Below are 26,079 nucleotides of genomic sequence, written 5' to 3'. Positions count from 1 at the left end.
GACCCAATCGCAAGTCCTGCACCGAAGCCGACGCTGTCCCTTGTTTCAGGCAACCGTCTATTGATCTTGGGCCTTTGGCAAAAGTTCCATATTTATAGCTGCCCGAAACCGACATTGTGCAACCGTGAAGAGAAAAAGACTGTTAAATCCGCGATACAGTCCTCTTGTCGCCGAAGCCATCAAAAAAACTTCCGACGAAGTGTCCAGCCTTTTCCGTCACAGTAGTTTCACAATGCCATGCTGGCCCGGCTATTGTGCCGCTCCCCCCCTCTATATACTAGTGGGCTGTGTGGCTGTCTTGACTCGCCGATCCAGCTGTCTTGCGCCAACCCCGACCCGGGTCGCTTTGAGCGGAATCCTGAAATGAGCCAACAGTTTCAACACGATGTTCTGGTAATTGGCAGCGGTGCTGCCGGCTTGAGCCTTGCGCTGACCTTGCCCGGTCATTTGCGCATCGCCGTATTGAGCAAAGGCGACCTCGCCAATGGCTCAACTTTCTGGGCCCAGGGCGGTGTCGCTGCCGTTCTGGATGACACCGACACTGTCGAATCCCATGTCGATGACACCCTCAACGCCGGCGGTGGCCTGTGCCATGAAGACGCTGTGCGCTTTACGGTCGAGCACAGCAGAGAGGCGATTCAATGGCTGATCGACCAAGGCGTGCCTTTTACCCGCGATGAACAGTCCGGCACCGAAGACGGTGGTTTCGAGTTTCACCTGACCCGCGAAGGCGGTCACAGCCATCGGCGCATCATCCACGCAGCTGACGCAACGGGCGCAGCGATCTTCAGGACCCTGCTCGATCAGGCCAAGCAGCGTCCCAACATCGAACTGCTGGAGCAGCGGGTCGCGGTCGACCTGATCACCGAAAAGCGCCTGGGCCTTGAAGGCGACCGTTGCCTCGGCGCCTATGTGCTTAACCGCGGCACCGGTGAAGTCGACACCTACGGCGCACGCTTCGTGATCCTTGCCTCGGGCGGCGCGGCAAAAGTCTACCTCTATACCAGCAACCCCGACGGTGCTTGCGGTGATGGTATCGCCATGGCCTGGCGTTCGGGCTGCCGGGTGGCAAACCTGGAGTTCAACCAGTTCCACCCCACCTGCCTTTATCACCCACAAGCCAAGAGTTTCCTGATCACCGAAGCCCTGCGCGGCGAAGGCGGCCATCTGAAGCTGCCCAATGGTGAACGCTTCATGCAGCGTTTCGACCCACGGGCCGAGCTGGCACCACGGGACATCGTCGCCCGCGCCATCGACCATGAGATGAAGCGCTTGGGTATCGACTGCGTCTATCTGGATATCAGCCACAAACCCGAAGATTTCATCAAGACGCACTTCCCGACGGTTTATGAACGCTGCCTGGAGTTTTCCATCGATATCACCAAGCAACCGATCCCGGTGGTACCGGCGGCGCACTACACCTGCGGTGGCGTGATGGTCGATCAGCGGGGTCGCACCGATGTGCCGGGCCTGTATGCGATTGGCGAAACCAGCTTCACCGGCCTGCATGGCGCCAACCGCATGGCCAGCAACTCGCTGCTGGAGTGTTTCGTTTACGCTCGTTCGGCGGCGGCGGACATTCTTGAGCAGTTGCCAGAAGTATCGATTCCAACCGCCCTGCCCGTTTGGGATGCGAGCCAGGTCACCGATTCGGACGAAGACGTGATCATTGCGCACAACTGGGATGAACTGCGGCGATTCATGTGGGACTACGTCGGCATCGTGCGCACCAACAAGCGCCTGCAACGGGCTCAACACCGAGTGCAACTGTTGCTGGACGAAATCGACGAGTTCTACAGCAACTATAAGGTCAGCCGGGATTTGATCGAGCTGCGCAACCTCGCTCAGGTAGCAGACCTGATGATCCGGTCAGCCATGGAGCGCAAGGAAAGTCGCGGCCTGCATTACACCCTCGACTATCCGAACATGTTGCCGGTCGCCCTGGACACTATTCTGGTGCCGCCCACCTACGCCGACTGAACTTGAGCCGAACCCGCAGGCGTCGGTGCACATCCGCCGCCTGCGAATCGCGCGGCACACAGATCGCCCTGATCCGTCGCTCATCGCGCAGACGAAAACGCAGTACCACAATCAATGGCAACGCCAGACTGTCCGGCCGCAGCTGCACGGGCTGCCAACCTACCGCCTGATTCCACAACTGCCAACCATCGGCATCGCGACGCAAGCCGCGAAACGCCTGTGGGTGTGTCAGCAAAATCTGTCGCGGCAATGCCCAGACGCCATGAGCCAGACAGCAAAAAGCGCCGAGCAAACTGGCCCAGACCGGTATGAAAAGAAGAAACAACGAACCCAGCGCGAACAGCTGGGCCAGAAGATACGCCGCCAGCAACTGCCGTGAGGCATGCCAGCGGCATTCGAACACGTTACTTGGGCTGGACACGATCCAGGATCATGCGAACCATGCGCTGAAGCTCCGGATCTTCCGACTCGGCACGCTCCATGAACCAGCCGAACATGTCCTGATCTTCGCATTCGAGCAGCCTGACGTAGCACGCGCGATCGACCTCGTTGAGGTGCGGGTAAACCTCTTTCACAAACGGCACCAGCAACACGTCAAGCTCAAGCATGCCGCGGCGGCTGTGCCAGTAGAGGCGATTCAGTTCAACATCTTCGACCATGGAGCGCTCCTCAAATAGGCGGCAAGTATACAGCCCCGGGCCCGCTCGAACAGTCGGCGTTGGTCGCCCCCATCGATCCTTTGTGAACTACCCATTTCATGGGCGCCCCCTTATGATGTCCCTCGGACTCTTTACCCTGCGATGACCCATGGCCGATTCTGCTTTTTTCTGCACCCTGTCTCACGAAGGCGTTCTCGCGGTACGCGGCGCGGATGCCGGCAAATTCCTGCAAGGCCAATTGACTTGCAACCTTAATTACCTGAGCGACACCCAGGCCAGCCTTGGCGCGCGTTGCACGCAGAAAGGCCGGATGCAGTCGAGTTTCCGCATTCTGCTGGAAGGCGACGGTGTGCTCATGGCGATGGCCATCGAGCTGCTGGAGCCGCAACTGGCGGACCTGAAAAAGTACGCGGTGTTCTCCAAATCGAAACTGACCGATGAAAGTGCCTTCTGGGTTCGCTTTGGCCTTGAGCATGGCGATGCGGCACTGACCAGTCTGGGCCTGGAACTACCGGCAGAAACCGACAGCGTAGCGCGCAATGACGGCCTGATCGCCCTTCGCGTCTCGCCGAACCGCGCTGAACTCTGGGTTCGCGCCGATCAAGCCGACGCCATAAAGGGCAAGCTGTCCGCTCTGTTGGCCGAAGGTGAATTGAACCAATGGCTGCTGGGCCAGATCCGCGCCGGGATCGGTCAGGTCATGCCGAGCACCCGCGAGCTGTTCATCCCGCAGATGCTCAATCTGCAAGCCGTCGGTGGTGTGAGTTTCAAGAAAGGTTGCTACACCGGCCAGGAAATCGTCGCGCGCATGCAATACCTGGGCAAGCTCAAGCGCCGGTTGTATCGCCTGCAACTGGAGGCCAGCGAATTACCGGAGCCCGGTACCCAACTGTTCTCCCCGACCCACGGCAGTTCGATCGGTGAAGTGGTGCTGGCCGCCCGCACCGGGCAAAACATTGAACTCCTTGCCGTGCTGCAAGCCGAAGCTGCAGAAGATGGCAACCTGCACCTTGGCGCACTCGAAGGTCCGGGCCTGCATCTGCTCGACCTGCCTTACCAACTGGATCGTGATCGCGAAATCCAGCGTTAACAGCAGCACTTGTCGCAATACCCTAGAGAAAAGAAATGAGCGAGCTGGCGGATAAGGTCCAACAGGATTTGGTTGAGGCCATCGATAACGATGACCTGGTTCTGCCAACGTTACCGGAAGTGGCCCTGCAGATTCGCAAGGCCGCCGAAGACCCGGAAATCAGTGTCAGCACATTGAGCAAAGTGATTGGCCGAGATACCGCGCTGTCGGCGCGCCTGATCAAAGTGGTCAATAGCCCGTTGCTGCGCGCAACCCAGGAAGTGACTGATCTGCACACGGCCATCACCCGTCTGGGCGTCAATTACAGCAGCAACCTGGCCATCGGCCTGGTGATGGAACAGATCTTTAATGCCCGTTCCGAAGTGGTGGAACAGAAAATGCGCGAAGTCTGGCGCAAGAGCCTGGAGATCGCCGGCGTCAGCTATGCGCTGTGCCGCAATTACACACAGCTCAAGCCTGATCAGGCCGCGCTCGGCGGGCTCGTGCATCAGATTGGTGTACTGCCGATCCTCACCTACGCCGAAGATCACTATGAATTGCTGTCTGACCCGGTCAGCCTCAACCATGTGATCGACCGGATTCACCCGCTGCTCGGCGATAAATTGCTCAGGGTCTGGGAGTTTCCGGAAATGCTGGTGCAATTACCGGGGCTGTATCTGGATTTCAAGCGGCAATCGGAACGGGTCGATTATGTCGATCTGGTGCAAGTGGCCAGCCTGTACTGCCACAAGGACACCGATCATCCACTGGCCCGTATTGATCCATTTAGCGTGCCGGCCTTCAAGAAGCTGGGGATCGATCCGGAGAACAAGGCGATGTGCAAGGATCTGGAAGAGTCTCGGTCGATGTTTTATTGATTTCTGTGGCGAGGGGGCTTGCCCCCGTTCGGCTGCGCAGCAGTCGTAAAAACCTGCTAGATACCAGACGGACGCCGGGGACCGCTTCGCGCTCCAACGGGGGCAAGCCCCCTCGCCACAGGGCTGTGTTCACTCTCCGGCAATAAAACTCACCCGCACCTTCAACCCCGCCCGCTCGCCATCGTGCAGGCTGATCTGCGCCAGGTGGGCGCGGCAGATCTCGCCGACGATGGCCAATCCCAGTCCTGATCCGGCCACCTGATCGTTACGCCGATAAAAACGCTCGAACACCCGATCCCGCTCTTCAAGGGGAATTCCCGGGCCATCGTCCTCAACCTCCAGCACCGCCGGTGCCATGACCCGCAGGATTACATTGCCGCCCGGTGGCGTGTGGGCCAGCGCGTTGTCCACCAGATTGCTCAACAGTTCGTTCAACAGCGTCGGCTCGCCGCGCAGCCACACCGGTTCGTCGGCTTCCAGTGCCAGCGCCACGCCACGCGCATGGGCCAACGGCGCCATGGCCATGCCCAGCTCACGGGCCAACTGACTGAGGTCGAGCAACTGCGCACCGCCCTCGGCGATTGCCCGGGCGCCATTCTCGACCCGTGCCAGCGAAAGCAATTGATTGGCCAAATGGGTCAGGCGATCTGTGCCCTGGGCGGCGGTTTCCAGGGTGCTGCGCCAGGTTTCGGGTTCGTTCGACCGCATACCCAGTTCGAGCCGTGCCTTGAGCGCCGCTAACGGGGTACGCAATTCGTGGGCGGCGTCAGCGATGAACTGCGCCTGGCGCTCGAACTGTCCGCGCAAACGCTCAGTAAAGTGATTGAGCGCACGCACCAGCGGCCCCAACTCGTGCTGCACTTCCACCAACGGCAAGGGCCGCAAGTCATCGGGCTGACGCTCTTCCACCGCCGTGCGCAAGCGCTCCAGCGGGCGTAGCGCCGCACTGACCGCAAACCACACCAGCAGCAGCGCACCGATCGCCAACATGCCCAGACGCAACAACGTGTCGGCCATCAGGCTGCGAGCCATGCGGACCCGTGCCTCATCGGTTTCCGCCACGCGGATTTCCGCCATGCCGTTCATGTTCGGCTCGCTGACCGCTTTGAGCAGGCTGACCACTCGCACGTTCTGCCCTTGATAAGTCGCGTTATAGAAACGCGCCAGCGCCGGATAATCATCGGTACGCGGCGTTCCCGGCGGCGGCGGTGGCAGGTTTTCGTAGCCCGAGATCAACTTCTGGTTGATGTCGTTGACCAGGTAAAAAATTCGCCCGGCACTGTCGTAGGCGAATGTATCGAGGGCCACGTAAGGCACGTTGGCGCTGAGGCTGCCGTCGCGCTGGGACAGGCCGGCGGCGATGGTCCGCGCCGAGGCCAGCAAGGTCCGGTCATAAGCAGTGTCAGCGGCTTCGCGACCGTTCCAGTAAGCGCTCAAACCACTGGCGAGCATCAACACCACCAACAGCAGCGCGAGGTTCCATAGCAGCCGCCAGCGCAGGCTGCTGAGCTTATGCATCGCGGCTTTCCAACAGGTAGCCAAGGCCGCGGAACGTCACGATGGCTACCGGCTGGCCATCGAGTTTCTTGCGCAAGCGGTGGACATAGATTTCGATGGCATCGGGACTGGCCTCCTCGTCCAGACCGAAGACCTGGGCGGCCAGTTGCTCCTTGCTCATCACCCGACCGGGACGGGCGATCAGGGCCTCGAGCACCGCCTGCTCGCGGGAGGTCAGGGTCAGCAATTCTTCGCCAAGGGTAAAGCGCCGGGTGTCCAGATCATAGGCCAGCACGCCACAACGCTGCTGACGTTCACCGCCGAGCACACTGCGGCGCAGCAAGGCTTTGACCCGGGCTTCGAGCTCTGTCAGTTCGAAGGGTTTGGCCAGGTAATCGTCGGCCCCAAGGTTCAGGCCATGGACCCGATCCTTGACGTCGCTGCGGGCGGTCAGCATCAGCACCGGCAGGTTCTTGCCCCGGGCCCGCAAGCGCGCCAGCACTTCGAAGCCATCCATGCGCGGCAGGCCGACATCGAGGATCGCCACGGCGTATTCCTCGCTGCTCAAGGCCAGATCGGCTGCCACACCGTCGTGCAGCACATCCACGGTCAAGCCGGTGCTCTTGAGCGCCTGGGCGACACTTTCGGCAAGCTGCAGGTGGTCTTCGACGAGCAGAACACGCATGGATCTTTACCTCATTCAGGGATGGTCGACGCCATTCTTTGGCGCGGAGTTTACAGCCGCATCCGTCGCTGTGAAGCCCGAAAACAGGGAAAGTCAGCTGAAAGGTTAGCGAAAGGTTGGCCGGTTAGAGTCCAGCCACGGACAGTTTCGACTGCCGTCGCTGTACGAAAAACGCCTCGAAGCGTTTTCGCCAATAAGAACAATAAACGGAGTACGTCACCATGCTGTCCATGCAGCTTCAGGCTCGTCCGCCTGCTCGTTTTTCCCGTCTCAGCCATACCGCCCTTGCCAGTGCCGCCGCCCTCGCCGGCTTTTCGCCGTTGAGCCAGGCTGCCTTCTTCGAAGACAGTACGGCAACCTTCGAAACCCGCAACATGTATTTCAACCGCGACTTTCGCGATGGCACCAGCGCCCAGCAATCCAAGCGGGACGAATGGGCTCAGGGGTTCATGCTCAATCTGCAATCGGGTTACACCGACGGCACCGTGGGGTTCGGTGTCGATGCGCTGGGCATGCTGGGGGTAAAACTCGATTCAAGTCCGGATCGCACCGGCACCGGCCTGTTGCCGACCCATGACGACGGTCGCGCGGCTGACGAGTATTCCAAGCTCGGCCTGACCGGCAAAGTGAAAATCTCCGCCACTGAACTGAAAATCGGCAGCCTGATTCCGGAACTGCCGATCCTCAAACCCAACGACGGGCGCATTCTGCCGCAGACCTTTGAAGGCGGCCTGCTGACCTCCAAAGAGATCAAGAACCTGACCTTCACCGGCGGGCGTCTGGAGAAAGCCAAGGACCGCGACAGCACCGACTTCGAGGACATCGCCCTCAACAACAAGAACAGCCGTTTCGCCGGTACCGTGGCCGGCAAGCACTTTGACTTTGGCGGCGTGGACTACAAGTTCACCGACAAGATCACCGGCAGCTACCACTTCGCTCAGCTCGATGAAGTCTACAACCAGCACTTCCTCGGCGTTGTCGCGTCGCAACCGTTCGGCCCCGGTACGTTCGGCACCGATCTGCGATTGGCCATCAGTGACGACGAGGGCGCGGCCCGGGGCGGCAAGATCGACAACAAATCCCTGAACGGTCTGGTGAGCTACGCCTTGAACGGGCATAAACTCAGCGCCGGCTATCAGCACATGTCCGGCGACAGTGCCTTCCCCTACGTCGATGGCAGCGATCCGTACCTGGTCAACTTCGTGCAGATCAACGACTTTGCCGGCGCCGAAGAACGCTCCTGGCAAGCGCGTTACGACTATGACTTCTCCAAACTCGGTATTCCGGGCCTGAGCTTCATGAGCCGTTACCTGAGCGGTGACAACATCAAGCTCAAAAACGGTGATGAAGGCAAAGAGTGGGAACGCAACACCGAGATCAAATACGTCGTACAAAGTGGCGCCCTGAAAGATGTCGCCGTACGCCTGCGCAATGCCACCTACCGTTCCAACTACTCCGCTCGCGATGCCGATGAAGTGCGTCTGCTGGTGAGCTATAGCGTTGCACTTTGGTAATTCAGTACGTCCATAACAAAAATCCCAAGGAGACTTGAATGAACCTGTCATTGCGTAAAGTTGCTCTCGCCGCCAGCGTCGTGCTGTTCGCCGGCCAATTGATGGCCGAACCGAAACGCCCGGAATGCATCGCCCCGGCGTCGCCAGGCGGCGGTTTCGACCTGACCTGCAAACTGGCGCAAAGCGCGCTGGTGAACGAAAAACTGCTGACCAAACCGATGCGCGTGACCTACATGCCCGGCGGTGTCGGCGCGGTGGCGTACAACGCGGTGGTCGCTCAGCGTCCAGCCGACGCCGGCACGCTGGTGGCGTGGTCCAGCGGTTCGTTGCTGAACCTGGCGCAAGGCAAGTTCGGTCGTTTCGATGAAACCAACGTCCGCTGGCTGGCCGCCGTCGGCACAAGCTATGGCGCCATCGCGGTGAAAAGCGATTCGCCTTACAAGACCCTGGACGACCTGGTCCAGGCGCTGAAGAAAGATCCGAGCAAAGTGGTGATCGGCTCCGGCGGCACCGTCGGCAGCCAGGACTGGATGCAAACCGCTCTGATCGCCAAGGCGGCCGGAATCAACCCGCGCGACCTGCGTTACGTCGCCCTCGAAGGCGGTGGTGAAATCGCCACCGCCCTGCTGGGTGGCCACATCCAGGTCGGCAGCACCGACATCTCCGACTCCATGCCACACATCCAGAGCGGCGACATGCGTCTACTCGCTGTGTTCTCCGAGAAGCGTCTGGACGAGCCGGAAATGAAAGACATTCCGACGGCTAAAGAGCAAGGCTATGACATCGTCTGGCCGGTGGTTCGCGGTTTCTATCTCGGGCCAAAAGTCAGCGACGAAGACTACGCCTGGTGGAAAGACGCCTTCGACAAACTGCTGGCCTCCGAGGACTTCGCCAAGCTGCGCGATCAGCGTGAACTGTTCCCGTTCGCCATGACCGGCCCGGAGCTGGACACCTACGTGAAGAAGCAGGTCGCGGACTACAAAGTGCTGGCCAAAGAGTTCGGCCTGATCCAGTGATCGCCTCTGTCTAGCGGCCACGACCCCGGTTCTCGGGGTCGTGGCCCAGGAGTTCCTCATGCTCATACAACGCATTTTCGCTTCGGTGCTGTTGCTGGCCTGTATCGGCCTGGCCCTGATGGCGTGGCCGTATCAAGCGGCTTTTTCCTACGAACCGGTCGGGCCTCGGGCCTTCCCTCTGTTGATGCTCGGCCTGATGGGCCTGGCTTTGCTGTACATGGTGTTTCGACCGGCGCCGATCGTGCACAGCGACGATGACCCGAAACTGGACCGCGAAACCCTGATCAAAATCGGTATTTGCGTGCTGCTGTTGCTGGTGTTCGCCGGGACCTTCGAACCTCTTGGTTTCATCGTCGCCAGCATTCTGATCGGTGTCCCGATGGCACGCCTGTATGGCGGCCGCTGGCTGCCCAGTGCGGTGATCATCAGCCTGATGGCCATCGGTCTTTATCTGCTGTTCGACAAGTTGATGGACGTGCCACTGCCGCTGGGCGTGCTCGACGTTCTGGAGAACTGATATGGATACTCTAGGCTATTTGGGTCAGGGCTTCGGCGTCGCGCTGACCCCATACAATCTCGTGACCGCGCTGTGCGGCACCCTGATCGGTACCGTCGTCGGTCTGTTGCCAGGGCTGGGCCCGATCAACGGCGTGGCGTTGCTGATTCCGATCGCATTCGCCCTCGGCCTGCCACCGGAGTCGGCGTTGATCCTGTTGGCGGCGGTGTACCTGGGTTGCGAGTATGGCGGCCGGATCAGCTCGATCCTGCTGAACATTCCGGGCGAAGCCTCCACCGTGATGACCACCCTCGACGGTTATCCGATGGCCCGCAAAGGCCTGGCCGGTGTAGCGCTGTCGCTGTCGGCGTGGAGCTCGTTCATCGGTGCATTCATTGCGACGTGCGGCATGGTGCTGTTCGCCCCGCTGCTGGCGAAATGGGCGATTGCCTTCGGACCGGCGGAGTATTTCGTGCTGATGGTGTTTGCGATTGTCTGTCTCGGCGGCATGGCTGGCGACCGACCGCTCAAGACCTTCATTGCAGCGCTGATCGGTCTGTTTCTGTCCAGCGTCGGGATCGACGCCAACAGCGGCGTATACCGTTTCACCGGGGATAACATTCACCTGACGGACGGCATTCAGTTTGTCGTGCTGGTATTGGGCCTGTTCTCCATCAGCGAAATCCTCCTGCTGCTGGAAAAAACCCACCGCGGCCAGGAAGCGGTGAAAGCCACCGGGCGCATGATGTTCAACTTCAAGGAAGCCTCGGCGGTGTTCGTGGTGAACATCCGTTGCGGTTTGCTGGGCTTCATCATGGGCGTGTTGCCGGGTGCCGGCGCGACATTGGCCAGCGCTGTGGCCTACATGACCGAGAAACGTATTGCCGGCGCCAAGGGCACGTTCGGACAAGGCGATATGCGCGGTCTCGCGGCTCCGGAAACCGCCATCGGCGGCGCCGCCTGCGGTGCACTGGTGCCGATGCTGACCCTCGGCGTTCCGGGTTCGGGCACCACGGCGGTGATGATCGGCGCGCTGTCGCTGTACAACATCACCCCTGGCCCGCTGTTGTTCCAGCAGCAACCGGACATCGTCTGGGGGCTGATCGCGTCGTTGTTCGTCGCCAACGTGATGCTGGTGATCCTCAACATTCCGATGATCCGCATCTTTACCCGCATTCTCGCCGTGCCAAACTGGGCGCTGGTGCCGGTGATCGCGATCATCACCGGGATCGGTGTCTACGCGGTGCATGCCACCACGTTCGACCTGTTCCTGATGATCGGCATCGGCATCTTCGGCTACATCCTGCGCAAGCTGGACTTCCCATTGTCGCCGGTACTGCTGGGTTTCATCCTTGGAGGTCTGATGGAGCAAAACCTGCGTCGCGCCCTGTCGATTTCCAACGGTGCGCTGGAAATCCTCTGGTCGAGCCCGATCACATTCGGTTGCTGGGTGTTGACTGCAATCATGTTGCTGATGCCGCTGCTGCGTATCTGGCGCAAACGTTCGGTCTCCCGGCGCGCTATCGCCGATGTCTGATCGCACCCCGTTCAAAAGCTGGTGGGGAACACCGCTGGTCGGTCTGCTGGGCGGTTACCTCGCCAGCCAGATCGGCTGGCCGCTACCGTGGATGGTCGGCTCGTTGCTGGCGATCATCCTGGTGCGCTGCCTGACTCCCTGGCAATTGGCGGAAATCCCTGGCGGGCGCAAGTGCGGCCAGTGGATCGTCGGCATCGGCATCGGCCTGCACTTCACCCCGGTGGTGATGGAGCAGGTGTTGAGCCACTTTGGTCTGATCTTCTTCGGTGCGTTGGTCACCAGCCTGTCCGCGGTGGTCGGGGTCTGGTTGATGCGGCGTACCGGGGAAGATCGCGCCACCGCATTCTTTTCCAGCATGCCCGGTGGCTCCGGCGAAATGGTCAACCTTGGCGCCCGCAACGGCGCGGTGCTCAGCCGTGTCGCGGCGGGGCAAAGTTTGCGGGTGTTGGTGGTGGTGCTGTGTGTGCCGGCGGCGTTCAAGTATCTGTTGGGCGACGGTGCGCCGGTCTTGCATCCAACGACCGTCAATTGGTGGTGGCTGGCCATTCTGTTTCCGGCGGGCGCCCTTGCCGCCTGGGTCTGGGAGCGGCTGCGACAACCCAATCCCTGGCTGTTCGGACCGTTGCTGGTGACTGCGACGGTGAGCATTGCCTGGGACCTGCACATCGGTCTGCCCAATGGCGGCAGTCAGATTGGCCAGTGGCTGATTGGCAGCGGGTTGGGGTGTCACTTCAATCGGCAGTTCTTCCGGCGGGCGCCGTCCTTCATGGGCCGAACCCTGCTGGGCACGGTGTTGACCATGTTGATCGCCACTTTGGCGGCATTGGGTTTGAGTGCGCTGACCCATCTGGATCTGCGCTCACTGACCTTGGGCATGATGCCCGGCGGGATTGCCGAGATGAGTTTGACGGCAGAAACCCTGCAATTGTCGGTGCCGTTGGTAACGGCGATGCAGGTGATGCGGCTGTTGTTTGTATTGTTTCTGGCGGAGCCTTTGTTTCGGTATTGGAACCGGGAGCCGGATTCTCCCTGACATGAGTCCTGTGGCGAGGGGGCTTGCCCCCGTTCGGCTGCGAAGCAGTCGTAAAATTTGAGAAATGCAGTGTGGCTGGTTTTGGGGCCGCTGCGCGACCCAACGGGGGCAAGCCCCCTCGCCACAATCTTCAGACCGACGGCAACCGCCACTCGATCGGCGTCTCGCCGTTCTGCTCCAGAAACTTGTTCGCCCGGCTGAAGTGTCCGCAACCGAGGAAGCCGCGATAGGCGGACAGCGGCGACGGGTGAACCGAGGTCAGCACCAGGTGTTTGGTGGCGTCGATGAGTTTCTGCTTGCTCTGGGCATGTGCGCCCCACAGCAGGAATACCAGATGTGGCTGGTGCTCGCTGACCACTTCGATAATCCGGTCGGTAAAATATTGCCAGCCCTTGCCCGCATGGGCGTTGGCATTCGCGCGTTCCACGGTCATGGTGGTGTTGAGCATCAACACGCCCTGCTCTGCCCAACTCTGCAGGTAGCCGTGATTGGGTATGTCGATGTTCAGGTCGCGCTTCAACTCTTTATAGATGTTCACCAGCGATGGCGGTGCCGGAACACCCGGTTGTACCGAGAAGCACAACCCATGGGCCTGACCCGGGCCGTGGTAAGGGTCTTGACCTAGAATGACCACTTTGACCTTGTCCAGCGGCGTGGAATTGAGCGCGTTGAAGATCATTGGTCCGGGAGGATAGATCTCTTTGCCCGCCGCGCGCTCCTGTTGCAGGAATGTGCGCAACTCTGCCATGTAAGGCTGGTCGAATTCGGCACGCAGTGCCTCCTTCCAGCTCGGTTCGAGTTTGATACGGTCGTCAGCAGTCATGGTTACATCCGGCAAAAACAATGGGGCGAACCCTAGGAAACCCTATCTCCCTTGTCAATTGATCTGATACAGATCCGGCACTTTCCTATAGAGCGATCATACTAAACGCTCAATTTACCGATCGAGGTCATGATGAATCTGCACTTCGAAGAACTCACCGGCACCGACGGCGCACGCATCGGCATCGCCAGCCTGGATGCCGAAAAGTCCCTCAACGCCCTCTCCTTGCCGATGATCAACGCCCTGCGCGATCAACTGGACGCCTGGGCCAAGGAGCCACAGATCGTTTGCGTGCTGCTGCGCGGCAATGGCGGCAAGGCTTTTTGCGCCGGCGGGGAAGTACGCAGCCTGGTGGAGGCGTGTCGCGCCCTTCCCGGAGAAGTGCCGCCCTTGGCTGCACACTTCTTTGCGGCAGAATATCGCCTCGACTTCAACCTGCACACCTACCCGAAACCGCTGATCTGCTGGGGGCATGGTTACGTGCTGGGCGGTGGCATGGGGCTGCTGCAAGGGGCGAGCATTCGGATCGTCACGCCAAGCAGCCGGCTGGCGATGCCGGAGATCGGCATCGGCTTGTACCCGGACGTCGGCGCCAGCTGGTTTCTGTCGCGGTTGCCCGGCAAGCTCGGATTGTTTCTCGGCCTGACCGGCGCCCAGATGAACGGTCGCGATGCGATCGATCTGGACCTCGCCGACCGCTTCCTGCGCGATGATCAACAGCATGAGCTGATCGAAGGTTTGCTGCAATTGAACTGGCAGGAACAGACAGCCATGCAGCTCAACAGCCTGCTCAAGGCCTTGCAGCAGGAAGCGATCGCGCAGATGCCGCAAGCGCAGTGGTTGCCTCGACGCGAGCTGATCGACGAACTGTTGGATGTCAGCGACGTTCGTTGCGCCTGGAAGGCCATCAGTGCGCTGCGCGATCATTCCGACCCGCTGCTCGGTCGTGCCGCCAAAACCATGGCTGAAGGCTCGCCCCTGACCGCTCATCTGGTGTGGGAACAGATCGTTCGCGCCCGGCACCTGTCACTGGCTCAAGTCTTTCAGATGGAATACACCATAAGCCTCAACTGCTGCCGTCATCCGGAGTTCAGCGAGGGCGTACGAGCGCGGTTGATCGACAAGGACCAGAAACCTCACTGGCACTGGCCGGACATCAACAATGTGCCGGAAGCGGCGGTGGAGGCGCATTTTCGCAAGGTATGGGAAGGTCGGCACCCTCTGGCCGATCTGTCTGAGTACTGAAATCCAGGCACAAAAAAAACGGCGCTTCATGCGCCGTTTTTAATTGAATGGTTAACGGTGGCCGTCTCGGCCATCGTGATCGCCGCGACCGCGGTGATCGCCTCTTCCATCACGGTGATCCCTGTGGCCTCGATAGCCATCGCCCCGGCCGCCTCGGTTCCGGCCATCCCAATCGCCCCGGTTACGACCGTCCCAACCACCGCGGTCATGACGGTCCCATCCGCGATTCTGGTAGCCGCGGTAGTCGTAATAGCGCGGTGCCGGTTGATAAACCCGCGGCTGGGAGTAATAACGCGGCGATGGCTGATAATACCGTGCAGGCGGTGAGTAATACCTGCGCGGGGCCGAGTAGTAACCACCATCAGAGTAGTAAGACCCGCCACCGGAGTAATACGGCGCTGGGGACGTGTAAACCTCGGAACGGTAGTAGCTGTCTCCTCCGTCGGAATAGGGCACGCACGCACCAAGAAACAATCCCGATAGAGCAATCAGCAGAATTTGGTGGAGCTTTTTTTGACAGAGCATGGCGGCCTCCTGGACCGCGAGTGAGCCACACCAGCGACGCTGGCAGGCGACAGTCAATTGTTCACAACTGTCGAAAGATCAGACAGTGAATTCGGAATCTGGTGCGTTCCTGTAACACGTTGAAACAAGTAGCCGATGAAAGGTTCTTCATCTTTCACACAAGAAAAACGGCGCATCCGGGAACCCGGACGCGCCGCTGCATTCATGAGCTGATCAGCGGTGCCCGCGATAGTGTCCGCCGCGATGGTAATGACGGGGACCACTGAAATAATAGTAACGATAGCCGCCGTAAAAACGCGGGCCGCCGTAGTAGTAAGGTGAGTAGTAATAGCCGGGATAGTAATAGGGTGTCGGATAAATATCACCGCCACCTGCATAGTAGTAACAGCCGGACAGGCCCAAACCAAAAAACACGCTGAGAAACATTTGGCGGAGCTTTTTTTGACAGAACATGGAGGCCTCCTGAAAGACCTGCAACAGCAGTCGACTCACACCTGTTTTGACTTTCAAACCTGCACCGAGTGCCAAACGGTATCGGCCTTCAGATCAGCGGCCAGCCCGTCCATCTACGGTGCACGGTTGCGCGCCAGCGCACCATGACAAGGCAAGGCGCACGCCCCCTTTATCCGCCCTCTTCCCTGCATGCCCCCACCCAGAGGGTTCAAGCCGAGTTGGCACGGCTCTCGCTTAACCAAAGGCGTGCAGGAGTCATCACAGGTTCGCGGCACCACAATTTGCAATGGCTGACTAGGGTTCCGGCTCGCTTAGGCGAGTGGCTGGTCCGAGAGTTGGCGACCTCCAGTTGAGGTTACACGGCGGGACAAAAGCCCGGGAGACAAGCCACCGTTCGCGGTGCCGCTGCCTTCCTGTCCGCCCTTGATCAACTGGAGAACCACACCATGTCCCGACTTCGTTTACCCACCCTGCTCGCCGCTGCTTTTGCAGCCCTCGTGAGCGTCTCGTCCCAAGCCGCACAGAAAGACCATTTCAGCGTCTGCTGGACTATTTATGCCGGCTGGATGCCCTGGGAATATGCCGGCAGCCAAGGCATCGTCGACAAATGGGCGAAAAAGTACGGCATCAAAATCGATGTGGTGCAGCTCAACGATTACGTCGAATCCATCAACCAATACACCGCCGGCCAGTTCGACGGCTGCACCATGACCAACATGGACGCGCTGACCATTCCGGCGGCCGGTGGCGTCGACAGCACAGCGCTGATCGTCAGCGACTTCTCCAACGGCAACGACGGCATCGTGCTCAAAGGTGAAGGCAAGAAAGTCGCCGACCTCAAGGGCATGGACGTCAATCTGGTTGAGCTCTCGGTGTCCCACTATCTATTGGCCCGGGCACTCGATTCGGTGGACCTCACCGAGAAAGACCTGAAAGTGGTCAACACTTCCGACGCCGACATTTCGGCCGCCTTCAACACCGATCAGGTCAACGCCGTCACCACCTGGAACCCGATGCTTTCGGACATCAAGGCCAAGCCTGGCGTGACTGAAGTCTTCAACTCCAGCCAGGTCCCCGGCGAAATCATGGACATGATGGTGGTCAACAGCGCCACCCTCAAAGACAACCCTGCGCTGGGCAAAGCGCTGACCGGCGCCTGGTTCGAAGTGGTGGAATTGATGAACGCCAAAAACGCCGCCAGCAAAGCTGCCCTCGAACACATGGCCAAAGCCTCGGGCACCGACCTGGCCGGTTTCCAGGCGCAACTCGACACCACCAAGCTGTTCGCCACCCCCCAGGAAGCCTTGGCGTTTTCCACCAGCAAGCAATTGCCCGACACCATGCGCAAGGTCGCCGAGTTCTCCTTTCAGCACGGCTTGCTGGGTGAAGGCGCCAAGGACACCAGTGCCATCGGCATGGCCTTCGCCAATGGCGTGACCAGCGGCGACAAGGCCAACCTCAAGCTGCGCTTCGACCCGAGCTATGTGCAGATGGCTGCCGACTCCACGTTGTAACAACGGAGGACTAGGCCATGCGCCTGATCAATCGCCACCCGGATCGCCCGAGTCGCCTGCTGTTGGTGATCCTGCCGTTCGCCCTGGTGTTGTTCGCCTACTTCATGGGCTCGGCCGATCGGCTGATGGACAACCCCAACGACAAACTGCTGCCCAGTGCCGTGCAGATGACCGACGCGGTGAAACGCCTGGCCTTCACCGCCGACACCCGCACCGGTGAATACCTGCTCTGGCAAGACAGCGCCGCCAGCCTGCGACGGCTGGCCATCGGCCTCGGCATCAGTGCATTGGCCGGGCTGTGCCTGGGCATCGCCGCCGGGACCCTGCCGCTGTTTGGCGCACCGTTGTCGCCGGTACTTACCGTGCTGTCGATGGTGCCGCCGCTGGCGATCCTGCCGATTCTGTTCATCGTGTTCGGGCTGGGGGAGTTGTCGAAAGTGATGCTGATCGTGATCGGTATCACCCCGTGCCTGGCCCGGGATCTGGAACAGCGCGCCCGGGAAATTCCCGTCGAGTTGCTGATCAAGGCACAGACGCTTGGCGCTTCGACCTGGACCTTGATGCTGCGCGTGGTGCTGCCGCAATTACTGCCGCGTCTGCTGATCTCGCTGCGACTGATGCTGGGCTCGGCGTGGTTGTTCCTGATCGCTGCCGAAGCCATCGCCTCTACCGATGGTCTCGGCTATCGGATTTTCCTGGTGCGCCGCTACCTGGCGATGGACGTGATTTTGCCCTACGTGGTGTGGATCACCCTGCTCGCCTGGCTGATGGACTGGGGCCTGAAACGCCTGACTCTGCGTGCTTTTCCTTGGTATGAAGGAGCGCGCGCATGAGCTTCATCACGGTGAAAAACGTCTGGCAGCAATATGCCGATCAGGTGGTACTCGAGGGATTGAACCTGAACGTCGACGAGGGTGAGTTCTGCACCTTGGTGGGTGCTTCAGGTTGCGGTAAATCGACTTTCCTGCGGCTACTGCTGGGCCAGGAACGGGCCAGTCGCGGCGAAATTTTGCTCGACGGCCAGGCCCTGGCCAGCGAACCGGATGCCAGCCGTGGCGTGGTGTTCCAGCGCTATTCGGTGTTCCCGCATTTAACGGTGCTGGACAACGTCGCCCTGGGCCTCGAACTGCCGCGCTCGCCCTTGCTGGGGCGGTTGTTCGGCAGCGCCAAACGCGAGGCGCGGGAACAGGCTTCGGTGTTGCTGCACAAAGTCGGCCTCGGTCACTCGCTGGACAAATACCCGGCGCAGCTCTCCGGCGGTATGCAGCAACGGCTGGCGATTGCCCAGGCGCTGATCATGAAGCCGCGTGTGTTGCTGCTCGACGAACCCTTCGGCGCGCTCGATCCGGGGATCCGCAAAGACATGCACGGCTTGCTGCTGGAACTGTGGCGCGAGACCCAGCTAACGGTGTTCATGGTCACCCATGACCTGTCCGAAGGTTTCAGCCTCGGCACCCGTTTGCTGGTGTTCGACAAGGTCCGCATCGATCCGCATGCCCCCGGCGCCTATGGCGCACGCATCACCTACGACATCCCTTTGAACAGCGACCGCCGCGCCAATCGCGCCGCCGTCGACGCCCTGCCGGCTCCGTTGGCAGGTTCGCTTCGCATCGCTTAGAGGAATTTACACATGACTGATTCGACCCAACTATTTGCGCCCTTCGCCGAAGAAATGCTCCCCGGCGGCGGCCATCGTTCCTTCGTTCTGAAACGTGGCCAATTACTGCGCCTGACCGACCTGCGCGGCGGTGCCAACGTCAGCCTGACGCTGCTCAATGCGCATGAAAAAACCGAACGCCTGAATCTGCCCGACAGCCTCAAATGCCAACACACCGCCAAGCTCACCACTGGCCATTGCCTGTACTCGGACATGGGTCGCGTATTGGCGGCAATCACTGCCGACACGTGCGGCTGGAGCGACAGCCTCGGCGGCGTGCTGTGCGCTGAAGAGGTCGCGCAAAAGTACGGTGCGGGCCGCTATCAGGAACTGCGCAACGGCTTCTTCCGCAACGGCACCGACAACCTGTTGGTGGAACTGGGCAAATGGGGGTTGCGCCTGTCCGACCTGCTGATGACCCTCAACCTGTTCAGCCGCGTGAACGTCGATGAGGCCGGACATTTCCACTTCGTCGAAGGCCATTCCAAGGCCGGTGACTACATCGAGTTGTATGCACCGATGGACACCCTGGTGGTGCTCACCGCGCTGCAACATCCGATGGATCCATCCCCCGAATACGCGCCGAAACCGCTGAAGCTCAGCTGGATGAACGCCGATGCGAGTGTCGCCGAACACTGCCGCACCTCGCGCCCGGAAAACGAGCGCGGCTTCATCAACACCGACCGTCTGTTCGCCTGAGGATCGCTGCCATGTCACTCGCAATCGCTACTGCTCACCAGCAACCAGAAACTGCGATCTACCGCGCGACCATCCCGGCCGGCGAACCGTGGCTGATGGAGGTCAAGGCCGGCCAGACCTTGCGCATCCTCGACCTGGAAGGCAATCAGGCCGTCGACACTCTGTTCTACAGCCTCGCCAATCCCAAGGAGCGCTATGACGTACAGCGCACGTTGCGTCGGCAGAACAGCGTCTACCTGAGCACCGGCAGCGTGCTCTATTCCAACCTCGGTAAACCGATGCTGACCATCGTCGCCGACACTTGCGGGCGTCACGACACCCTCGGCGGTGCTTGCGCCCAAGAGAGCAACACCGTGCGTTATGCGTTGGAGAAACGCTACATGCACAGCTGCCGCGACAATTACCTGCGCGCCTGTGTCCACGATGGTCGGCTGGGCAAGGGAGACATCGGGCCGAACATCAACTTCTTCATGAACGTGCCGGTGACGGCCGACGGCGGGCTGACGTTCGAAGACGGGATTTCGGCGCCGGGCAAATACGTCGACCTGCGGGCCGAGATGGACGTGATCGTGCTGATCTCCAACTGCCCGCAACTGAACAACCCATGCAACGCCTACAACCCGACGCCTGCGGAGCTATTGGTATGGAACTGAAATTTTCGCGTTTGCGGCGGTGGTTGTTTGTCTTGTGTCAGGCCCGTTCAGGCCAGTGCATCAAAAAGTAAGAACACCACTAAACCCTGTGGGAGCTGGCTTGTGTGGCGAGGGGGCTTGCCCCCGTTGGGGCGCGAAGCGGCCCCCGACGCCCGTCCAGACAGACCAAGTTGTCTGGATTTACGACTGCTTCGCAGCCGAACGGGGGCAAGCCCTCTCGCCACACAAGCCCGCTCCCACAGGGGGTCAGTGGTGTTTTGAAGAAAGTTGATTCTGCCGCCGGGGACGACCTCGGCGCCTATCGAAAAACTGCGGGACGGCCCGCATCCCAGGTCGAGGCTGATGCGTTATCGCCTCCGGGGGTTATGCCATGTTCGAAAAAGTCCTCATTGCCAACCGCGGCGCCATTGCCTGCCGCATCCTGCGTACCCTGCAAGAGTTGCAGGTCAAGGGCGTCGCGGTTTACTCCGAAGCCGACGCCGCCAGCCTGCATATCCTGCAAGCCAATGAAGCCCACAGCCTGGGCGAAGGCGCTGCCGCTGGCACTTATCTGGCGGTCGACAAAATCCTCGCCATCGCTAAATCCAGCGGCGCCACGGCGATTCATCCCGGTTACGGTTTTCTCTCGGAAAACGCCGCATTCGCCCAAGCCTGCGAAGAGGCCGACATCGCCTTCATCGGCCCCACACCGGAGCACCTGCGGGTGTTTGGCCTCAAGCACACCGCCCGTGCGCTGGCCAAGCAACACGGCGTGCCAATGCTCGAAGGTACCGAGCTGCTCGATAGCCTCGATGCAGCGTTGATAGCGGGCGAACAGGTCGGTTATCCGGTGATGCTCAAAAGCACCGCCGGCGGTGGCGGTATCGGTATGCGCGTGTGCCGCAGCGCCTGCGAATTGAGCGAATCATTCGAAGCCGTCAAACGCCTTGGTCAGAACAATTTCAGCGACGCCGGCGTGTTCATCGAGAAGTACATCCAGCGTGCCCGGCATCTGGAAGTGCAGGTGTTCGGCGATGGCCGGGGTGAGGTGATTGCCCTCGGCGTACGCGACTGCTCAGTGCAGCGACGCAACCAGAAAGTCCTCGAAGAAACCCCGGCGCCGAACCTGCCCGAGGGCATGGCCGAGGAACTCTGTGCAGCGGCCATCAAACTGGCCAAAGCGGTGAATTACCGCAGCGCGGGCACTGTTGAGTTCGTCTTCGACAGCGATGCCCAGCGTTTCTATTTTCTTGAAGTGAATACCCGTTTGCAGGTGGAGCACGGCGTCACCGAACAAGTGTGGGGCGTGGATCTGGTGCGCTGGATGGTGGAACTGACGGCCGGTGATTTGCCGCCGCTGCGCGAGTTGAGCCAGGGATTGAAAGCCAACGGTCATGCGATTCAGGCACGACTCTATGCCGAAGATCCGGGTAGGGATTTCCAGCCGAGTCCCGGTTTGCTCACTGCCGTCAATTTCCCGGTTACCGATGGCAAACACCTGCGCATCGACACTTGGGTCGAGGCAGGTTGCGAGATCCCGCCGTACTTCGATCCGATGATCGCCAAGGTCATCAGCTGGGCACCGACTCGCGAAGCAGCGCGCGCCGATCTGCATCAGGCTCTGGGCGACAGTCTGTTGTACGGGGTGGAAACCAACCGCGATTACTTGCGGCAGATTCTGCTCGATACACCCTTTGCCAGCGGCCAGCCGTGGACCCGTTGCCTGGAAGGCCTGGTCTATCAAGCCAACACCTTTGAAGTGCTCAGCGCCGGCACGCAGACCAGCGTTCAGGACTATCCGGGACGCCTCGGTTACTGGGCGGTGGGTGTGCCGCCGTCGGGGCCGATGGACAGCCGGGCGCTGCGTCTGGGCAATCGCTTGCTGGGTAATGATGAAGGTGCAGCAGCGCTGGAAATCACCATGAGCGGGCCGCTGCTGCGTTTCAATTGTGAGGCGGTGGTGGCCGTTATGGGTGCGGTGATTGCGTTGATACTGAACGGTGAGGCGGTGCCGATGAATACCGCACTGTTGATTCCCGCCGGTGCCACTTTGAGCTTCGGCACCATTGGCGGTGCAGGCGCGCGCAGCTATCTGTGCCTGCGCGGCGGCGTGCAAGTGCCGGATTATCTGGGTAGCAAAAGTACCTTCACCCTCGGCCAGTTTGGTGGCCATGCCGGTCGTGCATTGCGCACTGGCGACGTATTGCATATTCCGGCCTTGAGCGACCACAGCGCCGGGCAAGACCTGGCGATCCAGCACATTACCGAGTTGCCCGCCGTGCGGCAGATTCGGGTGATTTACGGCCCCCACGGCGCCCCGGAATATTTCACCGAAAACTACATCGGCACCTTCTTCGCCACGCAGTGGGAAGTGCACTTCAACTCCAGCCGCACTGGTGTGCGGCTGATCGGACCGAAGCCTGAGTGGGTGCGGGCCGACGGTGGTGAAGCGGGATTGCATCCGTCGAATATTCATGACAATCCGTACGCGATTGGCGCAGTGGATTTCACCGGTGACATGCCGGTGATTCTGGGACCGGATGGCCCGAGCTTGGGCGGGTTTGTCTGCCCGGTGACGGTGATCGAGGCGGACCTTTGGCAGCTGGGGCAGCTCAAGGCTGGGGACAAGGTGCAGTTCGTCCCGGTCGATCTCAAGACCGCGCGCAATCTCGCCTTGAAATGGGATCAATGTGGGAGTGGGCTTGCTCACGAAGAAGTTGATGTGGTGCCTGATCTGGCCCCTTCGCGAGCAAGCCCGCTCCCACAGGGGATTGTGTCGCCTGTAGTGTTGGATATTGGTCAGGGGAATACGCGGCTGGTGGCAAGGCTGTCGGGCGACACTCATCTGTTATTGGAAATCGGTGCCCCCGAGCTGGACCTGGTCCTGCGCTTTCGCGCCCACGCATTAATGCAGGCATTGGAAAGCAAAAACCTGCACGGCGTGATCGACCTGACGCCGGGCATTCGCTCACTGCAGGTGCATTACCAACCGGAGCAATTGCCGCTGGCCGATCTGCTGGGGATTGTCGCCGGCGAATGGGATGCCGTGTGTGCCGCCAAGGACCTGCAGGTGCCCTCGCGCATCGTCCATCTGCCACTGTCCTGGGATGACCCGGCCTGCCAATTGGCGATCGAGAAATACATGACCACCGTACGCAAGGACGCGCCCTGGTGCCCGAGCAATCTGGAGTTCATCCGCCGCATCAACGACCTGCCGAACCTCGACGAAGTGCAACGCACAGTGTTCGACGCCAGTTATCTGGTGATGGGCCTGGGCGACGTCTACCTCGGCGCACCGGTCGCCACCCCGCTCGATCCGCGGCATCGCCTGGTGACTACCAAGTACAACCCGGCCCGCACCTGGACCGCGGAAAACTCAGTAGGCATCGGCGGCGCCTACATGTGCGTGTACGGCATGGAAGGCCCCGGTGGTTATCAGTTCGTCGGCCGCACCTTGCAGATGTGGAACCGCTACCGTGAGGTTGCAGCGTTCGACGGCAAGCCGTGGCTGCTGCGCTTCTTCGATCAGATCCGCTTCTACCCGGTGAGCGCCGATGAACTGCTGCGTATTCGTCGGGATTTCCCGCTTGGGCGTTTTGATCTGAACATCGAACACAGTCAGCTGAATCTGGCGGATTACCAGGCGTTTTTGGCGAAAGAAGCTCAGAACATCGCGGCATTTCGGGATCAGCAAAAAAGCGCGTTCAACGCCGAGCGCGAACGCTGGATAGCCAGCGGCCAGGCGCATTTCGACAGCGAAGAGCTGGCCCCGGAAGTGACCGAAGATGCACCGCTGGCCGACGGTCAGCAGAGCATCGACAGCCACATCGCCGGCAACCTCTGGCAGGTTCAGGTGCAGGCTGGCAGCCGGGTCGCGGCGGGGGATGTGCTGGTGATTCTGGAGTCGATGAAGATGGAAATCCCGCTGCTCGCGCCCATGGCGGGCGTGGTGCGCGAGATTCGCGTGCAACCGGGTTCGGCGGTGCGCGCCGGGCAGCGTGTGGTGGTGCTGGAACTCGACTCAAGCCATTGAAAAAGGATTAACGCCATGAACATCAATCTGCAACTCGACGCCCTGCGCAACGCTTACCGTGACGGCAGCACTACGCCTCGGCAACTGCTGTTGAACCTGCGGGAAAAAGCCGCGGCACTGAACCCGGACTATCACCTGTTCATCCATTTGCTCAGTGTCGAGGAACTGGAACCGTACCTCGCCGCACTCGACGGTCGTGACCCAGACAGCCTGCCGCTGTACGGCGTGCCGTTCGCGATCAAGGACAACATCGACCTGGCGGGCATTCCCACCACGGCAGCGTGCCCGGCGTTTGCCTATGTGCCGGAGCGCTCGGCAACCGTCGTCGAGCAACTGCTGGCGCTGGGTGCGATTCCGTTGGGCAAGACCAATCTCGACCAGTTCGCCACTGGCCTCAATGGCAGCCGCTCGCCGTATGGCGCTTGCCCGAACAGCGTGTTGCCTGAGTATCCGTCGGGCGGTTCCAGCGCCGGATCTTCATTGGCGGTGGCACTCGGCGTGGCGAGTTTTTCCCTGGGCACGGACACGGCAGGCTCCGGTCGGGTGCCGGCGGCATTGAATAATCTGGTCGGTTTGAAAGCCAGCAAAGGGCTGATCTCCACGGCTGGTGTGGTTCCAGCCTGTCGAACGCTCGATTGCGTCACGACCTTCACAGCCACCGCCCGGGAAGCCAGTCAGTTGCTGGCGCTCACCGCTCATCTCGATCCACGGGACGAATACAGCCGCAGTAATCCACTGTGGAATGACGGCTCGGCCTTCGGCACACCGCGTCCATTGCGTTTCGGCGTACCCCGTGCGCAGGATCTGGCGTTCTTCGGCTGCCCTGAAGGCCCATTGCTCTTCGGTGACGCCATCGACCAGCTCAAAGCCTTGGGCGGCGAAGCGGTCGAACTGGATTTGTCGCCGTTTCTCGAAGCGGCGCGGTTGCTCTACGAAGGGCCGTGGGTGGCGGAGCGTTACAGCGTGGCCGGCGAGTTGATGGAGCAACATCCTCAAGCCGTGCTGCCGGTGATTCGCGCCGTATTGGCCAAGGCTCCAGCGGTGACTGGCGTGCAAACCTTCCGCGCCCAATACCGTCTGCAGGCCTTGAAAGCGCTGTGCGACAAAGCCCTGGAAGGCCTCGACTGCGTGGTCACGCCAACCATCGGCCGCCCGGTGACACTGGCGGAGCTTACGGCCGAACCGGTGCTGCGTAACTCGGAACTGGGCTACTACACCAACTTCATGAACCTGCTCGATTACGCCGCCGTCGCCGTGCCCAGCGGATTCATGGGCAATGGTTTGCCATGGGGCGTGACGTTGTTCGGCCGGGCGTTTACCGATCAGTATCTGTTGAGCGTGGCGGATGCCTTGCAACGTCAGCAAGGCTTGGCCGCGCCTGCGCCGACGAACATTGCACGCAATGATCGCGCACGGCTGGTGGTCTGCGGAGCACATCTGGATGGGCTGGCGCTGAACTGGCAACTCCAGCTGCGTGGAGCCCGTTTGCTCGAAGCCACTCACAGTTCCCCCGACTATCGGCTGTATGCCCTGGCCGGCGGCCCACCCTATCGCCCGGGCATGGTCCGAGTGAAGGAAGGTGGCGCAGCGATTGCGGTGGAAGTGTGGGAGTTGCCGAGCAGTGAGTTGGGCTCGTTCCTGACCGCTATTCCGGCACCGCTGGGGTTGGGCAAGGTACAACTGGCGGATGGGCGGTGGGAGAGCGGGTTTATCTGTGAGCCCTATGGCTTGGAGGGGGCGGTGGATATCAGTCATTTGGGCGGGTGGCGTGCGTATCTGAACGATCGGCGTTGATTTCCAGGATCGCCGGCTTGCGCAGGAGTGCTTGCCGGCCGATCATGCGCGGTCTCGGGCCAGGCAAACCGGCCGTAATCGAATGCCCCTTCATGAATAAACCTGACCTCTGCCCAGCCTGCGGCGCCTCCAACGACTGCAGCCTGGCTGACCCGCGAACCGTCGATCGTGCCTGCTGGTGCTACGGCGTCAGCATCGATCCGGCGGTACTTCAGGCGCTGCCCACCGAATTGCGCGACAAGTCCTGCCTGTGCCCGTCCTGCGCCCAGGTCGAGATGCAGTTGCAAGCAGCCGCCGAGCCGATCACGTAAGATGCGCGGCGCTCTCCCACCGAATCCCC

At 60.7% G+C, this 26,079-nt stretch carries 24 protein-coding genes and 1 riboswitch; of the genes, 17 read left to right on the top strand and 7 right to left on the bottom strand.

From position 1 onward, the window contains the following. The first annotated feature begins 363 nt into the window (after positions 1-363). Positions 364-1,980 carry an L-aspartate oxidase gene (nadB, locus tag ACZ9IM_RS05540; RefSeq protein ID WP_008074472.1) on the top strand — a complete coding sequence of 539 codons (1,617 nt, stop codon included), beginning with the start codon at positions 364-366 and terminating at the stop codon, positions 1,978-1,980. Here the strand turns inward: nadB and ACZ9IM_RS05535 are convergent. Next, positions 1,949-2,401, bottom strand: coding sequence for a protein YgfX (locus ACZ9IM_RS05535; protein WP_427627712.1), 453 nt, complete (start codon positions 2,399-2,401; stop codon positions 1,949-1,951). The two genes, nadB and ACZ9IM_RS05535, sit on opposite strands and share 32 nt — an antisense overlap. Next, positions 2,385-2,639, bottom strand: coding sequence for an FAD assembly factor SdhE (locus ACZ9IM_RS05530; RefSeq protein WP_007898624.1), 255 nt, complete (start codon positions 2,637-2,639; stop codon positions 2,385-2,387). The genes ACZ9IM_RS05535 and ACZ9IM_RS05530 overlap by 17 nt, the downstream gene beginning before the upstream one ends. A 148-nt stretch (positions 2,640-2,787) precedes the next feature. Here ACZ9IM_RS05530 and ygfZ point away from each other — a divergent pair, with 148 nt between their 5' ends. Together ygfZ and ACZ9IM_RS05520 are read left to right on the top strand one after the other, a co-directional pair. Next, positions 2,788-3,729, top strand: coding sequence for a CAF17-like 4Fe-4S cluster assembly/insertion protein YgfZ (gene ygfZ / locus ACZ9IM_RS05525; RefSeq protein WP_427627714.1), 942 nt, complete (start codon positions 2,788-2,790; stop codon positions 3,727-3,729). A gap of 35 nt (positions 3,730-3,764) precedes the next feature. Further along, positions 3,765-4,586 carry an HDOD domain-containing protein gene (locus ACZ9IM_RS05520; RefSeq protein WP_427627716.1) on the top strand — a complete coding sequence of 274 codons (822 nt, stop codon included), beginning with the start codon at positions 3,765-3,767 and terminating at the stop codon, positions 4,584-4,586. 129 nt (positions 4,587-4,715) lie between these two features. Here the strand turns inward: ACZ9IM_RS05520 and ACZ9IM_RS05515 are convergent, their stop codons facing one another. After that, complete coding sequence (locus tag ACZ9IM_RS05515; RefSeq protein ID WP_476223515.1) at positions 4,716-6,104, bottom strand: sensor histidine kinase; 1,389 nt, start codon at positions 6,102-6,104, stop codon at positions 4,716-4,718. Further along, complete coding sequence (locus ACZ9IM_RS05510; protein WP_007898613.1) at positions 6,097-6,768, bottom strand: response regulator; 672 nt, start codon at positions 6,766-6,768, stop codon at positions 6,097-6,099. Before ACZ9IM_RS05510 ends, ACZ9IM_RS05515 begins: the two co-directional genes overlap by 8 nt. A 221-nt stretch (positions 6,769-6,989) precedes the next feature. Here ACZ9IM_RS05510 and ACZ9IM_RS05505 point away from each other — a divergent pair, with 221 nt between their 5' ends. From ACZ9IM_RS05505 to ACZ9IM_RS05485, 5 genes are read left to right on the top strand one after another with little or no spacing between them, the layout of a single operon-like run. Continuing rightward, a complete protein-coding gene (locus ACZ9IM_RS05505; RefSeq protein ID WP_427627286.1) occupies positions 6,990-8,282 on the top strand; it encodes an OprD family porin in 1,293 nt (430 codons plus the stop codon). Positions 8,283-8,320: 38 nt separating this feature from the next. Continuing rightward, positions 8,321-9,298 (top strand): Bug family tripartite tricarboxylate transporter substrate binding protein, encoded by a 978-nt coding sequence (locus tag ACZ9IM_RS05500; protein WP_427627288.1) that lies wholly within the window; start codon positions 8,321-8,323, stop codon positions 9,296-9,298. A gap of 58 nt (positions 9,299-9,356) precedes the next feature. Further along, entirely contained in the window at positions 9,357-9,815 is a 459-nt protein-coding gene (locus tag ACZ9IM_RS05495; RefSeq protein ID WP_123499096.1) for a tripartite tricarboxylate transporter TctB family protein, read from the top strand. Position 9,816: 1 nt separating this feature from the next. Beyond that, positions 9,817-11,331, top strand: a complete 1,515-nt coding sequence (locus ACZ9IM_RS05490) for a tripartite tricarboxylate transporter permease (RefSeq protein WP_476223514.1) — start codon at positions 9,817-9,819, stop codon at positions 11,329-11,331. Next, the gene (locus ACZ9IM_RS05485; RefSeq protein WP_427627290.1) at positions 11,324-12,364 is read left to right on the top strand and encodes an AbrB family transcriptional regulator; all 1,041 of its coding nucleotides are present in this window, start codon (positions 11,324-11,326) and stop codon (positions 12,362-12,364) included. The genes ACZ9IM_RS05490 and ACZ9IM_RS05485 overlap by 8 nt, the downstream gene beginning before the upstream one ends. Positions 12,365-12,494: 130 nt before the next feature. Here ACZ9IM_RS05485 and ung read toward each other — a convergent pair whose 3' ends face one another. Continuing rightward, positions 12,495-13,187: a uracil-DNA glycosylase gene (gene ung, locus ACZ9IM_RS05480; RefSeq protein WP_008074486.1), complete on the bottom strand. Its 693-nt coding sequence runs from the start codon at positions 13,185-13,187 to the stop codon at positions 12,495-12,497. A 132-nt stretch (positions 13,188-13,319) separates the two neighbouring features. Here ung and ACZ9IM_RS05475 point away from each other — a divergent pair, with 132 nt between their 5' ends. Beyond that, positions 13,320-14,432, top strand: a complete 1,113-nt coding sequence (locus ACZ9IM_RS05475) for an enoyl-CoA hydratase/isomerase family protein (RefSeq protein ID WP_476223560.1) — start codon at positions 13,320-13,322, stop codon at positions 14,430-14,432. 51 nt (positions 14,433-14,483) lie between these two features. Here the strand turns inward: ACZ9IM_RS05475 and ACZ9IM_RS05470 are convergent, their stop codons facing one another. Then, positions 14,484-14,957 (bottom strand): hypothetical protein, encoded by a 474-nt coding sequence (locus ACZ9IM_RS05470; protein WP_476223513.1) that lies wholly within the window; start codon positions 14,955-14,957, stop codon positions 14,484-14,486. 213 nt (positions 14,958-15,170) lie between these two features. Next, a complete protein-coding gene (locus tag ACZ9IM_RS05465; RefSeq protein ID WP_427627294.1) occupies positions 15,171-15,410 on the bottom strand; it encodes a hypothetical protein in 240 nt (79 codons plus the stop codon). A gap of 283 nt (positions 15,411-15,693) precedes the next feature. Further along, a riboswitch (guanidine-I (ykkC/yxkD leader) is annotated at positions 15,694-15,794 on the top strand. A 62-nt stretch (positions 15,795-15,856) separates the two neighbouring features. Between ACZ9IM_RS05465 and ACZ9IM_RS05460 the strand changes: the two genes are divergently transcribed. From ACZ9IM_RS05460 to ACZ9IM_RS05425, 8 genes are all read left to right on the top strand, one after another. After that, positions 15,857-16,924 carry a putative urea ABC transporter substrate-binding protein gene (locus ACZ9IM_RS05460; RefSeq protein ID WP_476223512.1) on the top strand — a complete coding sequence of 356 codons (1,068 nt, stop codon included), beginning with the start codon at positions 15,857-15,859 and terminating at the stop codon, positions 16,922-16,924. A gap of 17 nt (positions 16,925-16,941) precedes the next feature. After that, a complete protein-coding gene (locus ACZ9IM_RS05455; protein ID WP_476223511.1) occupies positions 16,942-17,757 on the top strand; it encodes an ABC transporter permease in 816 nt (271 codons plus the stop codon). After that, on the top strand, positions 17,754-18,542 hold the full coding sequence (locus tag ACZ9IM_RS05450) for an ABC transporter ATP-binding protein (protein ID WP_476223510.1): 789 nt from the start codon (positions 17,754-17,756) through the stop codon (positions 18,540-18,542). Before ACZ9IM_RS05455 ends, ACZ9IM_RS05450 begins: the two co-directional genes overlap by 4 nt. A 12-nt stretch (positions 18,543-18,554) precedes the next feature. Then, on the top strand, positions 18,555-19,280 hold the full coding sequence (locus ACZ9IM_RS05445) for an urea amidolyase associated protein UAAP1 (RefSeq protein WP_476223509.1): 726 nt from the start codon (positions 18,555-18,557) through the stop codon (positions 19,278-19,280). Between the two features lie 11 nt (positions 19,281-19,291). Then, on the top strand, positions 19,292-19,933 hold the full coding sequence (locus ACZ9IM_RS05440) for an urea amidolyase associated protein UAAP2 (protein WP_476223508.1): 642 nt from the start codon (positions 19,292-19,294) through the stop codon (positions 19,931-19,933). Positions 19,934-20,303: 370 nt separating this feature from the next. Beyond that, positions 20,304-23,945: an urea carboxylase gene (gene uca / locus ACZ9IM_RS05435; RefSeq protein ID WP_476223507.1), complete on the top strand. Its 3,642-nt coding sequence runs from the start codon at positions 20,304-20,306 to the stop codon at positions 23,943-23,945. 15 nt (positions 23,946-23,960) lie between these two features. Next, a complete protein-coding gene (gene atzF, locus ACZ9IM_RS05430) occupies positions 23,961-25,739 on the top strand; it encodes an allophanate hydrolase (protein ID WP_476223506.1) in 1,779 nt (592 codons plus the stop codon). A 92-nt stretch (positions 25,740-25,831) separates the two neighbouring features. Further along, positions 25,832-26,050: a cysteine-rich CWC family protein gene (locus ACZ9IM_RS05425; RefSeq protein WP_123499122.1), complete on the top strand. Its 219-nt coding sequence runs from the start codon at positions 25,832-25,834 to the stop codon at positions 26,048-26,050. Positions 26,051-26,079 lie beyond the last annotated feature (29 nt).

The sequence above is a fragment of the Pseudomonas sp. TE12508 genome (assembly GCF_056279485.1).
The sequence above is the reverse complement of the archived record's forward strand: the minus strand, read 5'-3'. Positions and strand labels throughout refer to the sequence as shown.

Coding starts and splice junctions, on each gene's coding strand:
- ACZ9IM_RS05495 (WP_123499096.1), top strand. CDS start 9,357: ATGCTCATACAACGCATTTTCGCTTCGGTGCTGTTGCTGGCCTGTATC.
- atzF (WP_476223506.1), top strand. CDS start 23,961: ATGAACATCAATCTGCAACTCGACGCCCTGCGCAACGCTTACCGTGAC.
- ACZ9IM_RS05515 (WP_476223515.1), bottom strand. CDS start 6,104: ATGCATAAGCTCAGCAGCCTGCGCTGGCGGCTGCTATGGAACCTCGCG.
- ygfZ (WP_427627714.1), top strand. CDS start 2,788: ATGGCCGATTCTGCTTTTTTCTGCACCCTGTCTCACGAAGGCGTTCTC.
- ACZ9IM_RS05505 (WP_427627286.1), top strand. CDS start 6,990: ATGCTGTCCATGCAGCTTCAGGCTCGTCCGCCTGCTCGTTTTTCCCGT.
- ACZ9IM_RS05470 (WP_476223513.1), bottom strand. CDS start 14,957: ATGCTCTGTCAAAAAAAGCTCCACCAAATTCTGCTGATTGCTCTATCG.
- ACZ9IM_RS05440 (WP_476223508.1), top strand. CDS start 19,292: ATGTCACTCGCAATCGCTACTGCTCACCAGCAACCAGAAACTGCGATC.
- nadB (WP_008074472.1), top strand. CDS start 364: ATGAGCCAACAGTTTCAACACGATGTTCTGGTAATTGGCAGCGGTGCT.
- uca (WP_476223507.1), top strand. CDS start 20,304: ATGTTCGAAAAAGTCCTCATTGCCAACCGCGGCGCCATTGCCTGCCGC.
- ACZ9IM_RS05450 (WP_476223510.1), top strand. CDS start 17,754: ATGAGCTTCATCACGGTGAAAAACGTCTGGCAGCAATATGCCGATCAG.
- ACZ9IM_RS05485 (WP_427627290.1), top strand. CDS start 11,324: ATGTCTGATCGCACCCCGTTCAAAAGCTGGTGGGGAACACCGCTGGTC.
- ACZ9IM_RS05445 (WP_476223509.1), top strand. CDS start 18,555: ATGACTGATTCGACCCAACTATTTGCGCCCTTCGCCGAAGAAATGCTC.
- ACZ9IM_RS05460 (WP_476223512.1), top strand. CDS start 15,857: ATGTCCCGACTTCGTTTACCCACCCTGCTCGCCGCTGCTTTTGCAGCC.
- ACZ9IM_RS05455 (WP_476223511.1), top strand. CDS start 16,942: ATGCGCCTGATCAATCGCCACCCGGATCGCCCGAGTCGCCTGCTGTTG.
- ACZ9IM_RS05510 (WP_007898613.1), bottom strand. CDS start 6,768: ATGCGTGTTCTGCTCGTCGAAGACCACCTGCAGCTTGCCGAAAGTGTC.
- ACZ9IM_RS05500 (WP_427627288.1), top strand. CDS start 8,321: ATGAACCTGTCATTGCGTAAAGTTGCTCTCGCCGCCAGCGTCGTGCTG.
- ACZ9IM_RS05425 (WP_123499122.1), top strand. CDS start 25,832: ATGAATAAACCTGACCTCTGCCCAGCCTGCGGCGCCTCCAACGACTGC.
- ACZ9IM_RS05475 (WP_476223560.1), top strand. CDS start 13,320: ATGAATCTGCACTTCGAAGAACTCACCGGCACCGACGGCGCACGCATC.
- ung (WP_008074486.1), bottom strand. CDS start 13,187: ATGACTGCTGACGACCGTATCAAACTCGAACCGAGCTGGAAGGAGGCA.
- ACZ9IM_RS05520 (WP_427627716.1), top strand. CDS start 3,765: ATGAGCGAGCTGGCGGATAAGGTCCAACAGGATTTGGTTGAGGCCATC.
- ACZ9IM_RS05490 (WP_476223514.1), top strand. CDS start 9,817: ATGGATACTCTAGGCTATTTGGGTCAGGGCTTCGGCGTCGCGCTGACC.
- ACZ9IM_RS05465 (WP_427627294.1), bottom strand. CDS start 15,410: ATGTTCTGTCAAAAAAAGCTCCGCCAAATGTTTCTCAGCGTGTTTTTT.
- ACZ9IM_RS05530 (WP_007898624.1), bottom strand. CDS start 2,639: ATGGTCGAAGATGTTGAACTGAATCGCCTCTACTGGCACAGCCGCCGC.